10 protein-coding genes are annotated in these 14,686 nt (G+C 65.1%); 7 read left to right on the top strand and 3 right to left on the bottom strand.

The window, feature by feature from the left end; all coding sequences use genetic code 11:
- Window positions 1-56: 56 nt before the first annotated feature.
- The 3 genes from ACYOEI_RS07280 to ACYOEI_RS07270 all read left to right on the top strand — a co-directional run bounded on the left by ACYOEI_RS07280 (window position 57) and on the right by ACYOEI_RS07270 (window position 3,637).
- Window positions 57-248 (top strand): hypothetical protein, encoded by a 192-nt coding sequence (locus tag ACYOEI_RS07280; protein ID WP_462848712.1) that lies wholly within the window; start codon window positions 57-59, stop codon window positions 246-248.
- Window positions 249-620: 372 nt separating this feature from the next.
- Complete coding sequence (locus ACYOEI_RS07275; protein ID WP_462848711.1) at window positions 621-1,223, top strand: RNA polymerase sigma factor; 603 nt, start codon at window positions 621-623, stop codon at window positions 1,221-1,223.
- A complete protein-coding gene (locus tag ACYOEI_RS07270; RefSeq protein WP_462848710.1) occupies window positions 1,220-3,637 on the top strand; it encodes a protein kinase domain-containing protein in 2,418 nt (805 codons plus the stop codon). The genes ACYOEI_RS07275 and ACYOEI_RS07270 overlap by 4 nt, the downstream gene beginning before the upstream one ends.
- 418 nt (window positions 3,638-4,055) lie before the next feature.
- Here ACYOEI_RS07270 and ACYOEI_RS07265 read toward each other — a convergent pair whose 3' ends face one another.
- Both ACYOEI_RS07265 and xerD read right to left on the bottom strand, forming a co-directional pair.
- Complete coding sequence (locus ACYOEI_RS07265; RefSeq protein WP_462848709.1) at window positions 4,056-6,353, bottom strand: Ig-like domain repeat protein; 2,298 nt, start codon at window positions 6,351-6,353, stop codon at window positions 4,056-4,058.
- Between the two features lie 708 nt (window positions 6,354-7,061).
- Complete coding sequence (xerD, locus tag ACYOEI_RS07260; protein WP_462848708.1) at window positions 7,062-7,973, bottom strand: site-specific tyrosine recombinase XerD; 912 nt, start codon at window positions 7,971-7,973, stop codon at window positions 7,062-7,064.
- Between the two features lie 223 nt (window positions 7,974-8,196).
- On the opposite strand from xerD, the gene pyrE reads away from it, so the two are divergent.
- The 3 genes from pyrE to ACYOEI_RS07245 all read left to right on the top strand — a co-directional run bounded on the left by pyrE (window position 8,197) and on the right by ACYOEI_RS07245 (window position 11,531).
- Window positions 8,197-8,766 (top strand): orotate phosphoribosyltransferase, encoded by a 570-nt coding sequence (gene pyrE, locus ACYOEI_RS07255; protein WP_462848707.1) that lies wholly within the window; start codon window positions 8,197-8,199, stop codon window positions 8,764-8,766.
- Window positions 8,767-8,825: 59 nt separating this feature from the next.
- Complete coding sequence (locus tag ACYOEI_RS07250) at window positions 8,826-9,518, top strand: DUF8091 domain-containing protein (protein WP_462848706.1); 693 nt, start codon at window positions 8,826-8,828, stop codon at window positions 9,516-9,518.
- Window positions 9,519-9,707: 189 nt separating this feature from the next.
- The gene (locus ACYOEI_RS07245) at window positions 9,708-11,531 is read left to right on the top strand and encodes a DUF8034 domain-containing protein (RefSeq protein ID WP_462848705.1); all 1,824 of its coding nucleotides are present in this window, start codon (window positions 9,708-9,710) and stop codon (window positions 11,529-11,531) included.
- A 333-nt stretch (window positions 11,532-11,864) separates the two neighbouring features.
- On the opposite strand, the gene ACYOEI_RS07240 is transcribed toward ACYOEI_RS07245, so the two are convergent.
- On the bottom strand, window positions 11,865-12,245 hold the full coding sequence (locus ACYOEI_RS07240; protein ID WP_462848704.1) for a hypothetical protein: 381 nt from the start codon (window positions 12,243-12,245) through the stop codon (window positions 11,865-11,867).
- Window positions 12,246-12,812: 567 nt separating this feature from the next.
- On the opposite strand from ACYOEI_RS07240, the gene ACYOEI_RS07235 reads away from it, so the two are divergent.
- Window positions 12,813-14,366, top strand: coding sequence for a hypothetical protein (locus tag ACYOEI_RS07235; protein ID WP_462848703.1), 1,554 nt, complete (start codon window positions 12,813-12,815; stop codon window positions 14,364-14,366).
- Window positions 14,367-14,686: the final 320 nt, after the last annotated feature.

Raw genomic sequence — 14,686 nt, 5'->3', positions numbered from 1 at the left:
CGAATCCCCCGAACATATGAATCGTTTGCGTGGTTAGGCAGTTAGGAGAAGTCAACGTGCGAAGCCGCCGATACCGTCCCCTATTCGATGAACTCTCCAGCCGTATCGCCCCGTCGGGGGTGACTCCGCTGGCCGCAGCGGCGACTTCCGCCGCCGTCGTGGCCTCGCCACCCAAGGCCAACACCAACGACGGCTCGGACCCGCCCACGGCGGCCGTCCCGGCGCCCCCCCTCCCGCCGCCCCCTTGATCGATCGTGAATCGCACTCGGTCGCGGCTCGCACGATTCTCCTGGCCGTGGGCTCGCTTCGACTCGAGCCACGGCCACCGGGGACGTCCGGGACGGGTCGGATTCCGTCGGCGTCCCCAAGCTCAAGCCTCCGCTAGGTTTGCAATGCCCGTTCGCAGCCCTCGACACCCCCGAGGACGACGAATGGGCCTGTTCGCATTTCGCATCGCGACGAAATCCCGAGGTCACTGCTTTCTCCCGCGGCACGACGACGCTACAATCGGTCGTGGCGGTGGGAGACCCGGGTAAGATCGCCTCGACCTCCACTTCATCCTGAAGGGGCGGTGCATCGATCGATCCTCCTCCCATCCCTACTCCGGGAGGATCGGTCCCATGACACCAATGTCGGAACCGCAATCCCTCGACCCCAGCAGCCTCTTGGCGCGCGCCCGGGCCGGGGATCAGGACGCTTGGGAAGAACTCTTTCAGACCTGCTACCCCAAGGTCGTCCGTGTCGTCCGGCGCAAGCTCGATCGGCCGCTTCGTAACCTGTACGATTCGACCGACTTCGCCAACGACGTCATGAAGAGCCTTGCCGCGAACTTCGACCGGCTCGACTTCCCCTCGCTCCACTCCCTGATGGCCTTCCTGGCGCAGGCCGCCGAGCAGAAGGTCATCGACGAATATCGCCGACGCCATACGCTCAAGCGCGACATCAAGCGCGACCGAGCGATTACGAACGACCCTGACTCGGGCTCACCGACGATGGGCCTCGCCTCCCCCGATCCCACGGCGAGCCAGGTCGCCCAGGCGACCGAAGTTCATCAGCATCTCCTCGCTCACCAGGGCGACGATGAACGAACCATTATCGAGCTCAAACGCGAAGGCTATTCGAATAACGAGATTGCCATCCGGACTGGGTGGAATATCCGGAAAGTTCAGCGCTTCCTCAAAGACCTCCAGGAATCGCTCCGTGATTCGGAGGCGAGTTCATGAGGACGGGCGTCAGTGTCGCCTCCGACATTCGGCATGCCGCCGACCTCGGACCGGGTCGTGAGGCCGCCCTCGCCTTTCAAGATGCGTGGCGTTTCGGGGAACCGTCGCTTGCGGAGCACTGGGCCGCCGCCGGCCCCTCGGCCCCGATCTCATGGCTCGTCGGCCTGATCAAGGTCGACCTCCGTTGCCGTCATCGACGTGGCGACGGGGTAACCGTTCAGGACTATATCGTCCGGTTCCCTGAGCTGCGTGCCGAGAACGATCGAGTGTTGAGCCTCATCTATGAGGAATTCTGCATCCTCGAGGAGTCCGGCGAACGCCCGGAAGCGGATAGCTTCTGTGATCGCTATGAGCCCTGGCGCGACTCGCTGGCTTCGCAGTTGGACTATCACCACCTCTTGAGCCAGGCAGCCGGTGTCCAATCGGCCCCGGCCCCGAAATTTCCCCTGCCCGGCGAGGACTTCGAGGAGTTTCACCTCGAGTCGCTCCTCGGCCAGGGGAAGTCGGCGCGGGTCTACTTGGCGCGTGATGAGTCGCTGGCGGGGCGTAAGGTCGCGCTCAAGGTCTCGCCCGATAGCGGTCAGGAACCGTCCATCCTCGCGAGGCTCGACCACAAGCACATCGTGCCGGTCCATTCGGTCGTCTTTCAGATCAAGACGAATCTCCGCGGCCTTTGCATGCCGTATCGGCCGGGGCTTCCGCTCGATCAGCTCATCTTTCGCCTCGACCCCGAGGGCCTGCCCAGGCACGCCTCGGCCCTCCGCGATTTCGTCGCCACCACTCCGCTTCCCGCGGAGAGCGGCATCGCCTCGAAAGCCGGCGGTTGGGAAGGCTTCCCGGCCCAAGGCACCTATGCGGAAGGGGTCGCCTGGGTCGTCGCCATGCTCGCCCGGGCCCTGGCGCACGCGCATTCGATGGGGATCCTCCACCGCGACGTGAAGCCGGCCAACGTGCTCATCACGGCGCGAGACGGCCCGCAGCTGCTCGACTTCAACCTCGCCCACGACCCGCACTCCGCCGACCAGGCCGAGGCGGCGCTCCGGGGCGGGACGTTGCCCTACATGGCGCCCGAGCAGCTCGAGGCCTTCCTCGATCCCGAATGCTGGGAGAGTGTCGGGGCTTCGGCGGATCTCTACTCACTCGGCCTGCTGATGTGCGAACTGCTCACGGGCCGGGCGCCGGAGACGCCCGATGTCGGCCATTCGTTGCCCCGGACGATCCGCACGATGCTCGACCTCCGGAGCTGCCCCCCCGTCCTCCCTCGCCGATTCAATCCGGCCGTTCCGCATGCCCTCGAAGCCATCGCGGCGCGTTGCCTCGCCTACTCCCCAGCGGACCGCTATTCGAACGCGACGGCATTGGCCGAGGATCTCGAGTGCTTCCTCGACCGTCGCGACTTGCAACACGCTTCGAACCCGTCGATACGGGAGCGGACTCGAAATTGGGTCAGCCGGCATCGCAAGGTTCTTCTGGCCGCGTCGCTCGTCATCGGCATCGCCGGTGCGGCAACCGCTCGGCCGCTCGGCAAGCTCCTGATCCCGGTCGAGCGGAGTTCAGCCTTCTTGACTGCCATCCGGGACATCGATGCCTCGCGGTTCCGCGACGCGGTCCGGCCACTCGAGACCATGGTCGAGGATTCGCCCAACTCCCCCGTGGCTCGATTTTACCTCGCGATTGCCCGACAGGACACCGACCTGGACGGGGCCAGCACGGAGCTCACCGAGGCGATTAAGAACAAGGCTGCTCTCGTCGAATGGGGGAAGACGCATCCGAAGGTCGTCGAGCAGCTCGAATCGCTTGGAATGGCTTTGTTCAACGAGAACCATCGCGAGCTGGCGGGGAGTGCCTTCCTGACCACGCTTGAGCTCGACGCCTCGCGGCAGATCGCGCGACAGGGGGCGGCGGACTTTCACGAGTTTATGCGACGGTATCCGGAGTCCTACAAAATCCTTTCGGGCCTGATCAAGGAGGCCGAGGGACACTTGAACGACAAAAACCGGAACTATCTCGCTGTCTGGTACCCGATGCGGGCCCGGACAGCCGTGCGGTTGGGCGAGTATCTGCCGAGCTACCCTAACCCTGACGCGAAGTCGACAACCGGATCGGCCCGAGATCACTTCCTATCCGCCCTCAACGACCTGGAACGTGGCCAGACGTACTTGGGCGAGATCCATGACAAACGGGCCTTCCTGGCCCAGGCGGTTCGGGTTGAGGCTTTGATTGCCCTGGGGGCTCTCGACGCCAATGAAAGTCGGCTTGTGGCGTCCCGAGAGCATTTCCAAGAAGCTCGCCGCGTCTTCGAGAAAATCGTCCCGGATACTGAGAAGCAGAAGGAAGAGCGCGAGTCGTTGAAACGGAAGATCGAGGGCACCGAAAGGTTAGTTCAGAACCTCGCCGTCCACACCTCGAATTGAGTGCTCATCCCGAAGCCCACTTGTCTGACAACGGCCCTGGTGCAGCGTCAACGCTAGGAATCGGGGTCATCTGTACGGCTTTATCGCGTGAGGGCGGTCCCCCCCCCCGTTAGACGGAGCATACCTGTTCCGTCGAGGGTAATGACGTCTGTCAGACATGTCTCCCATGTCAAGGCGTGATGGGGCACTCAATTGATTGAAAGGGTCGTTAGCTTGGGACTTCGCGCCCAAGGCTCCCCTGAGTCACTCTGAGGACGGAGCCATTCAAAACGGCCTGAAGGCAAATCGCCGGAGATGCCTCGGTTTTCGCCTGGTCTTCAACCTAACGATCGCTCATTGATGATTCGCTGAGGGCGATACTCAGCGCGTCCGGGGCGAGAGCGACCCCTCGAGGGTCACGGGGCCGAGGGTCGTCCGATCACCTGGGAGTGTGGGGGCGGGTGAGCCCGGTCGAGTGGTTGGCCTTCGGGCTGGACCGGACGAAGGTGACGGCGGAGACGCTGGCCAGGATCTGGGACGAGCCCGGGTAGTAGGCATAGGCGAAACGTCCCGCTGCGCGGACGAGCGGCACGACGGTCTTCGCGGCGCCATGGTCGAGGTCGAGGATCCTGGCATGATTGGGCCCGAAGACGAGGGTGACCGTCCCCGACGGCTCGCCCGTGCCGAATGCGCCGACCGGGGCCACGCGGACCTCGAACGACAGGAACCGGCGTCCGCGCACGGTCAGATAGGTGGGGATCAACTGCGTCACCGATCCCGGGACGGTACTCGGGGGCGGCAGATAGATCGGCGTAACGGCGGCCTGAATGATCTCGTCGAACGCGAGTGACGCGCTCGAGGCGAGCACGGTATTGCCATGATAGGTCGCTACGATCGAGTGCCCGCCCACCGCGAGATTGGAGGTGCTCAACGAGCCCTCACCCGTGCTCGAAAGGGTCGCGTCTCCGAGGGGCTGGTTCGTGGTCTGATCGAAGAACGTGACGGTGCCCGTTGGTGCGGGGAGTCCCGTGCCGATCGGAGAGACAATCGCCGTGAACGTGATCGCCTGGCCGGCCGTCGCTTCGCCCTGGGAGCTGAACAAGGTTGTTGAGGACGCGGCCGCCGCGGTTGTCGTCGTCTGCGACAACGGTGCTGAGAGATAAGCCTCGTGAGTGGGATCGCCACTATAGAAAGCCTCGATGTTCACCGTACCCGCCGGCATCGAGGGGAGAACCAGTGTCGCGGTCCCCGACGCACTCAGGGGGACCGTTCCGAGGATCGCTCCGGGGACCAATGACGGTGAGACGAGCGCATCGAAGGTCTCACTGACGACGACCTCGAAGGTCACGGTCCCCGTCGGTGCCGTCCCAGCCGCGACCGGCGGTATGACCTGCGCCGTGAGCGTGACCGCCTGGCCGGCCGAGGCGGTGGGGGCGGAGCTCGTGAGCGTGACCGCGGGCTGCGAATTCACCGCGAAGTTGACGATCTCGGCGTCCGAGAGCGGTGCGACCGCGGGCGACGCCCCTGGGAAGAGAGCGTTGATTTGGGTGACGATCGCCTGCGCCAGCACTCCCTGGAGGATCGTCCCCGGGTGGAACCCATCCGCGGAGAAACCGTCCGTGTACGCTTGACCGGCCGCCGACATGTTCACCGAGACGCCGTCGATCACGGGATCCTGCGCGAAGTCCTTGATCAGTTTCTGGGTGTCGACCACCTTCACGTTTGTCAGATTTCCGTACGTCGCGTTCAGGTAGGTGTCCAGATCGGCCGCGTCCCGGTTGATGGCGGGCTCGAGGTTGGGGTAGAACGCGCCGACGGCGGACAGCAAGTCCTGCATGAGCGGGGTGGCGGCGATGTTGGGTGTTGTCATCAGCACGATTTTGGTATTCGGACTCGCAGCCTGGATCGCCGAGATCGCCGATGCGATGGAGGTCTCGATGGCGTCATTAATCACCCATTGGCCGGACGACCCTTTGGTTTCCAGGGGCGCCGTGTCGCTCTTCAAGACGTAGTTCACGGCCGCCTGGGCATAGTCGTTGCCCCCGATGAGAATCGTCGCCACATTGACGTCCTGGATCGTGTATTGCGACGAGGGGGTGCTCTGTGTGATCAGACCAGGCTGGGACTGGTTGCCTGTCGTGGCGAATTCGTTGGGGAAACCCTCGTATTCTTGCGCGAAGGTGGTGCCCGTCCGAGCGATGTTGTATCCCGCCGCGGTCGTCCCGCTGAGTGCCCAGTTCTCCTCGAACCCTTGGTTTCGCGTCTGGCCTCGGCCGGCACTGACGAAATTGCCGAAAGTGAGTTCGGCGGACCGATTCGCGGCGAGGTTCTCGACCCAGTTGCGTGCGGAGCTACGGCCCGTGAGGAATAACTCGGGGGGGAGTGTCAGGAGTGCCGAGCCGGCCCTGTCGCCGGGGGCCGAGGAGGCGCCGGAGAGCAAGCTCAGCAGGCTCGTCACCTCCTCCGACCCGCCCACGACACCGGACGTACCCGGGGAGCCGACCAAGGTGCTGACCGAGCTGACCGGTAGGGGACCGTAGAACTGGTATTCATCGGTCAAACTATCGCCGAGTGACGCCAGGACGAGCGGTTGAGCGGCGAGCAGGGTCCGCGCCTCGACGCCTTCGACACCGGGACGGAGCCCGAGTCGCAAGGCCCGGCCGGTTCGACGTAGCCCCCGGGAGCGGCCTCGCTTCACGGAAGACCAGACGCCCTTGACCCTCGAGATCGCTCGCATAATAGGCCTTTATCTCATCCTTGGAAAAATGAAAATAAATACGAAGTGTCGATCGCACCGGGAGGAAGTGGCCCGACGCGAGCGGAGTGGCGCGGTTAGTCGCTCGACCTCAGTCAACGCGTCGCCCTGGCCTGCCTCGTCACGAGTCCGCGGGTGTGCGTGGTCTCGCCAAGACCAAGGATCCTCCGAGGAGTTAAGTGTCTCGATCCCACCGTCGAACTCTCGGTGGGGGGCGACATGCCCCGACGGGCCTGCAATTCGGACCGGATCGGGGTGGCTGAGAACGATCCTCGAATGACACGACGACCAGTAACCCACGCTCTCGCTCGCACATCCTCGTGGTCCCGTTGCGCAATGGCTACGGCCAGGAACGTCATCGTTCCACTAAGATTCGGCCGCTCTGATAGATTTGTTTAGGTCGGGGAGATGGTTCGATTACCGCTTCGGCCAATAAAGGGTCGCAAAATGTAACGGGTATGGTTTGCTGATTTTGTGTTTGATGGGAGGATTTGACCGTCCTGTTGGACTCCGATTGCCGAGGCCCGATGGCACTCGTTCGTGAGTCTCGTCGCGAAGGATTGCTCTGTTCGAGGCCTGGTCCGTAGCACAGAGTCTCGAAGGGATCGCTGCGCAGTCCGCGACGATTCGATATGGAATAGTTCGGAGGGTCAACCTTGGTCGCGGTTGAGTTCGGTTCGACGTCGATCGTCAGCCACGGGGGTGGAACTTCCCGTGGACCTCGCGGAGCCGGCTCAGCTCGACCCGGGTGTAGATCTGGGTCGTGGCGATCGAGGCGTGGCCGAGCATCTCCTGCACGACGCGGAGGTCGGCCCCACCGGCCAGGAGATGGGTGGCGAAACTGTGCCGGAGGGTGTGCGGGCTGATCTCGCCGTGCAGCCCCGCGGCCTGGGCGTGGATCTTGACGATTCGCCAGAGCCCGATTCGTGAGAGGGGCCGCCCGGTCCTCGACACGAAGACCGACTCCGTCTCGGGGCGACGTGCGACGAGGTTGGGGCGGTCCTTGGCGAGATAGGTCTCGATGGCGTCACGGGCCTGGGCCCCCAGGGGCACGATCCGCTCCTTGTCTCCCTTGCCGATGCAGCGAGCCGTCCCCGATTTCAGGTCGAGGTCTCTGGGACGGAGCCCGACGACCTCGGAGGCCCGGCATCCCGTCGCATAAAGCGTCTCGAGCGCCGCGCGATCGCGACGGCCGAGTCGAGTGTTCTCGCTCGGCGTCGTGAGCAACTTCGCGACGGCGGTAGGGCCGAGCACGGTGGGGAGGCTATCCCAGATCGCCGGCGCGACCAGGAGCTTGGCCACGTTCTCGGTGACGTGGCCGTCGAGGATCAGGAACCGGAAGTAGGTGGAGAGGCTGGCCAGGTGGCGAGCGATGCTCGTCGGGGCCAGGCCGCAACCCCCGAGATAGGCAACGTACCCGGTCAGGACGGTGATGCCGATCTTTTCGAGGGGGCCTGGCGCATGCTCCTTGCGCCACTGGACGAACTTGGCGAGGTCGGTCCGATAGGCCGTCTGCGTGTGCGGCGAGACGCCGCATTCCGCCATGAGATAGTGGAGGAACGGCCCGACATGGTCCGGCACATTCCGAGGGGCCTTCGGCATCGGCTTGAAACCTCCAGTCGCCAGGCAACAAGACGGGTGTCCGGCGATGCACCCGCACCTTGTTCCTTCGACCGGCCCGACTCGTCGACTTCATCGCGGTACGGCGGCGGCGATCCGATGCGTTCCGGACCGGGCGGATGTGACGCTGGAGACGAGGGGGTGACTTTGGTAGGGTGGCGGGTCGGCAAGACTTGAGACGATCGGATGTCGAGGGGTGAGAGCGATGGGCGGGAGCTTTGACCGAGGGCGGTTGTTGGAACTGTTGAAGCGTGATGCCCTCAAGACGGGGACATTCACCCTGGCGAGCGGGCGGAGCTCGCACTACTACGTCGACGGTCGCAAGGTGACCCTCTCGGCGGAAGGGGCCGCGGTGATCGGGGCGGGCGTCCTCGACGCATTGGCCGACCTCCCCGGCCTCGCGGCGGTGGGGGGCCTCACGATGGGGGCCGACCCGATCGTCGGGGCGACGCTGGCCGTGGCCGGGGCGCGGGGCGGGTCGAGCTTGCGCGGGTTCCTCGTGCGCAAGGAGGCCAAGGCCCACGGGACCGGGCAACTCGTCGAGGGGCCGCTCGAGCCGGGCTCGACCGTCGTGATCGTCGACGATGTCGCGACCACCGGTGGCTCGTCGCTCCAGGCGGTCTCGGCCGTCGAGGCGCTCGGATGCAAGGTCGCGCGGGTGATCGTCGTGCTCGACCGGCTCGAAGGCGCGGCCGAGGCCTTCGCCGCCCGAGGGCTCGACTTCCACGCCCTGGTCACGATCCGAGACCTCGGGGTCGAACCGCTCGCGCGTTGACCGCGCCGGGGAAGGACGCCGAGTGGGTTTGGATCTCGATGGGGGGACGGATCGTGGAGATGAGCCTGCACCGAGAGCTCAAGGAACGCTACGGCATCGGTGCCGGCGGGCAGAATGAGGTGGTGCTCAAAGGCTTTCGCGTGGATGCGTTGGCACTCGACGGCGCGGTGATCGAGGTCCAGTCGGGGGCACTCGGCCCCCTGCGGCCGAAGCTCGCACGCCTCCTCCCCGAGCATCGGATCCGCGTGGTGAAGCCCGTCGTGGTCGCGCGACGGGTCGTTCGCCGGACACGCCGCGACGGGAAGGACCTCTCGGCACGATTCAGCCCGAAGCGTGGCGCGTTGTGCGACGTTTTCGACGACTTGATCGGCCTGGCCAAGGTCTTCCCCCACCCGAACCTTCGCGTCGATGTCCTGGCCGTCGAGATCGACGAGGTCCGCACGCCTCGACGGCGATGGCCGGGCTACACGGTCGTTGATCGCCGGCTCCGCGAGGTCTCGGCGACCGTCTCCTTGCTCGAGGCCCGAGACCTGATGGGCCTCCTTCCTTGCGAGTTCTCAGACGCATTCACGACGCTCGACCTGGCAGAACGCCTCGGGCGATCGCTCGCGTTCGCCCAACGTGTGGCCTATTGCCTCCGGCACTCCGGGGCGGTGGACGTCGTCGGCAAGGCCGGGAATCGTCGAATCTATATATTCTCGAAGAATCCTGCCCTTTCCCCTGCCCCGTTGCCGGTCGGTTCCACGGCCTGAGCCCGGGTGACTGTCGCGGCGTTCGTCTCGGCCACCACACAAAAGCACCTCAAAATGGCGGAACGCTGGGTTGCGCCTTGTGGTCGGGCGCGGGGCGAATTAGTTTCGTTGGACATCGTCATCTGCTCGACGTCGAGGTGTCCATTCGCGGCCCTCGGCGACTCCGCCGGAACACCCGGGACCTCGACGGTGAATGCTCCTCGCCTCCGCCCCGCCTTTGCCTGGATCTTGGTTTCCCTGGCGTTTACAACGCCCCCGCTCCGGGCGCAAAGCCCGATCGTCCGTCTCGAAACCCCGACGCCGCCGCCGAGTTGGGCCCTCCTGGAAAGGGAACTCCTCCGAGTCCAGGCGGACGCCTGCCGTGAATACTTTCACAAGTATTTCGGTGATCAAGGCGACTTGCTCTGCGTCGAGCGTTGGGGGGGAGACGACGGGCCCGACGACGCCATCGAATGTCTCAGCGACTGGCCGGTGCTCCATGCCCTCGGAGCTCCCGACTCGATTCGTCAAATGTACGAGCGGGCCTGGGAAGGGCACTTGCGCCAGTTCACGTTGGCGAAGACCGTCGACGTGGCTTTCGCTCGAGACGGGATGTACTACAAAGAATTCCCCGTCATGTTCGACTGGGTCCACCACGGCGAAGGCTTGACCGTCTTCGACCTCCAGGGGCTCTCGGACCCCCATGACCCTCGCTTCCTGCGCCGGGTTCGGCGGTTCGCCGGCTTCTATATGAATGAGGAGCCCAACGCGGCGAACTACGACCCCGTACACCGGATCATCCGGAGTCTGTTCAACGGGAGTCGAGGGCCCCTGCTCCGCGAGGCCACGCCGGTCGAGTGGGCGGGCGACCCGATCGAGGTCGAGGGCCGGTTCCGGCCGAAGCACGGCGAACGCACGTATGCCGAAATGCTGGCGCATTTCAAGGATTATGGGCCGATCGTCGGCGACCATCCCCAGAACCTTGTTGCGACCTCGTTGGCGACGAACGCGTTCATGGCGACGGGCGAGAAGAAATATCGAGATTGGGTCGTCGAGTACGTCGACGCCTGGGTCAAGAGGGCGGGCGAGAACGGCGGCATCCTCCCCACGAATATCGGGTTGAACGGAAAGATCGGTGGCGCGGCCGGCGGCAAGTGGTACGGCGGGGTCTACGGCTGGGCGTTCTCCGTCGTCGAGCCCCAGTCCGGGAAGATCATCCACCGGAATACTCATCAACTCGGACTCAACGGCTTCGCCAACGCGCTCCTCCTGACGGGAGACCCGCGCTACGTCGACGTCTGGCGGAAGCAGATCGAGACGGTCAACGCCCAGAAGAAGGTCGTCGACGGCAAGACCCTCTATCCCCACATGTTCGGCGACCAGGGGTGGTACGACTTCACACCGAGCCCGTATGCCCACGGGGTCGCCGAGGTCTATTACTGGTCGATGCGGGCCGAGGACCGGTCGCGACTCCCCGAGGGGGGATGGTACGGGTTCCTCGAAGGGCGTGATCCGGGTTATCCGGAGCGGGCGCTGCGTGAGGACTTCGCGACGCTCCGCACCAAGGTCCGCGGCATGCGCGAAGACGAGACGACACCCGACACCCGTCTCGCCGATGACCCGTTGCCGTTCAACCCGGCGACCGTCGGCAACCTACTGAACCTGATGCTGGGAGGCCTCGCGACCAAGCACCAGGGGGAAGTGCTCCACTCCCGCGTCCGATACTTCGACGCCGAGGCACGTCGACCGGGCCTTCCGCCGGATGTCGGGGCGCTCGTCGAGCGGATGACGGCCGACGAGGTGACCCTCACACTCGTCAATCTCGACCCGTCGAATGACCGCAAGGTCATCGTCCAGGCCGGGGGCTACGGCGAGCACCAATTCACCGACGTGTCCGAGGATGGCCGGACCGTCCCGGTCAATCGGTCGATGCTCGAGGTCCGGCTCGCGCCGGGATCGGGGGGGCGCTTGACGATCCGGATGAAGCGTTACGCGAATCCGCCGACGTTGTCCCAACCTTGGGACCGAAGTTGATGGATTTGGTCTGACTGGAGACCCGAAGGCGAGGTCTTTTTGGAGGTCCGGATATGTCGGCAGGACGTCCGTGAGACGGGCGAGAGGGCCATTCGATCGCTGTCGGAAGGCGATCGGCATGAGGCGTGGAATGGACGCTTTGTGAACACATCACGCGGAGAGAATGGAGGACGCCGCTTGGTGGTCGAGGTGTGGGGTGAGGAGGGAGGTCGCGATGGGGACAAAGCGAGGGGGGAAACGAAAACAGCGGCAGCCCTCCGAGAACGGAGGGCGCCGCCGTGAGTCATGGAATGACCGGGCCGCCTCGAACGGGCGGCCCGGCCTCGTCATGAATCAATACTGCGGGGCGGCCTTGATCGGGGCCTGGGGGGCGCTCAGCGGGGCCGGGGTGTACTTGGCCGGGGCCTGGGGAGCGGGCAGGACCTTCGAAGGAGCCGGGGCGCACTTCGTCGGGGCCTGGGGGGCCGGGAGGACCTTGCTCGGGGCCGGGGCGCACTTGGTGGGCGCCTGGGGGGCCGGGAGGACCTTGCTCGGGGCCGGGGCGCACTTGGTGGGCGCCTGGGGGGCCGGGAGGACCTTGCTCGGGGCCGGGGCGCACTTCGTCGGGGCCTGGGGCGCCGGCAGGACCTTCGAGGGGGCCTGGGCCGAGGCGTAGGTGGAGTGGTGGCCCAGACCGGTGACGCTCAAGGCAAGAATCATAGCCGCAGTGGTCATCGCGATGTCCTCTATTATAAGTGAGGTTGTCGGTCGACGTCTCGATCGAGTCTGTGAACAGACAATCCCTTGGTGGCTTGGCACGGTCGATGCAAGACAACGTCCGATCGCCAACACCACCATCCCTGTCGGGGGATCTCCTCGACCTTCGGCCGATTAAGGCGAGGGTCTCGGAAAGCCTTGTCCCCAACCCGCAACGGGGACTCGTCTCACGTTGGCCTCGGGACGGTGGCGGGAGCCTAGGGTCGGTCATCTTGGCCGGCCTTCGCTCTCCACCCCAAAGGTGGCCAGGGTTGTGTATCGTCATCCGCCGCCGTTCGGTTCACTGAACTTGATAAGATCGAGGGAATGGCACCTTTGGCGAACTCTAGGGTCTCTGCCGAGTTTCAAGACTCTGGGGTGAGAGTCTCCCGGATTTGGCCCACCTCCTGATCGCGGGATGCCGAACCATCATGGGTATCAAGCAGGCGGTGAAGTCCCTCGACGTCCGCGTCGGCCTTGGCCGCCGGCGAGGCGGAGATAAGAGGGATTCGGCGGATTTCACTCTATGAGTTTTCGGGAGGCAGCATGCGTACTGGCAACAGGCTCGGCGGGTCGATGATATGGTCGCTCGTCATCCTAGTCACCGGCTCCTGGGCATTCGCCCAGGCCCCCACCGAGCGAGTCCAGCCGATTCCATTGGGGGGGACGCTTCCCGACCAGTCTGGGGATCGCCACTTCGGCATCTATATCCCCACGCGCTTCGGCGGCGACCTGACGCTCAAGGCCTCCTCGGGCACGATCGGCAAGATCGTCGGCCCCGATGGTAAGGAGCGTGTGAACGGGCAGGACGTCGGGCAAGGGCAGCAAGGGTGGTATTCGTTCTCCGTCACCGGGGCGACCGGCACCTACTCCGTGGACTCGACCTTCATCCAGGTCGGGCAGAGCACGAAGAAGCCCTGGAACTACTACTACTGGCCCACCAAGTCCGACGCGATCCACGAGCCCTGGGCCGGTGGCAACGGCCGGGTCGACACGATGCAGGCCTACGGCGACGACGAGATGGTCGCCACCCCCGGCGGGTACATCCCCCCTGGCCAGGACATCGTCCGCGCGGGGGCCAACGGCATCCTCGAGACCCCCGTCGCCCCCGGCGACGACTCGACCTGGTTCCCCAACCAGTACGACAACCTGACCTTCCGAGGCGCCGACGGCACGCTCTTCAAGACCCCCGCGCCCATGCTGAAGTATGACCAGATCTTCCGCAGCTCGGCCCGGAACTGGGAAGCCGCCAACAGCCAGAACCACGACATCTCGCGCTGGCCGGGCCACTGCCTCGGTGGAGCCGTCGCCTCGATCCTCCTCAACGAGCCGACCCCCTCCCCCGGCTCGGGGATGACCCAGGACGAGCTCAAGGCGCTCTGGGCCGAGCTCGGCGAGAACCACTACAACCATCAGATCGGCGATTACGCCAACGAGATCCCCGCCGGCCCGCCGCACGCCGGCTCGGACCCCTGCGACTACTCGGTGGCCCGCTTCCATAACATGCTCGAGAAGCACATCCGAGGTGACAAGCGAGCCCTGCTCGCCAACCTTCGGGCGTTTCCCCCTCGCGGGACGATGAACGAGGTCTGGAATCACGGCGTCGGCAAGTACACCGCGGAGTTCCACGCGATCCCCGGCAAGGGCCCCCGCGCGGTCGATCTCAAGATCACCCTCGAAGGCACCTCCGGCTCGTGCCTCAACGGGCAGGATGACAAGCCCCGGATCGTCAACTACGAGTACACCCTGGTCTATGGCCTCGACGGCAACGTCGACCTGAACAATCCCTACGGCTGCGACTGGATTTCGGTGGGTGGCGAGGCGATGTTCGCCCCGCTGAACATGCTCCAGGTGGTCCAGACGCGATGGGCCGGGCACAACCCGTACGTCACCGAGTCGAACGTCCGGGCCATCGACCTGGCGAACGGCGGCGGCGGCTACAACCGGTCCATCTCGAACCGGGCCCCGGACTTCAAGCCGGTCGAAACTTATGAGTCCGGCCGCGCTCCGCTCTTCGCGGGGAACACCCCCAACAACAACGGCGACACCAACAGCCTCCTCCCGCGCCGGGGCCTGTTCCGGATCTTCGGAGGCCGCTAATCACGGCCCCCTTCTCCGCCTGGCCAACACCCCTGTTTGCTCTTCCCCGCCCCGGGGCTGCCGCCTGAGACGGGCGGCCCCGGGGCGGGGTTGCCGTTGCTCCGAACCGTCGAGACCCCTTCGTCTTCGCACTCGCCAAGGTCAACCGGTACGGACAACTTCCCGGTTTCGGTATTTTCGTCACGGCCGTTCAAGTTTCCCGCGGTGCCCGGTCGATACCATTGGCGAACGGAAGAGTCTGCCGAGCTTCGCTAGACGAAGCGACCCGCGCGACGATCCGAAACCCACAAACCCGACATGCTTTCCAAATTGATGAGTGT

It is taken from the genome of Singulisphaera rosea (assembly GCF_054877945.1).
Note: the sequence above shows the minus strand (reverse complement) of the source record. Positions and strands in the feature narration are given on the sequence as shown.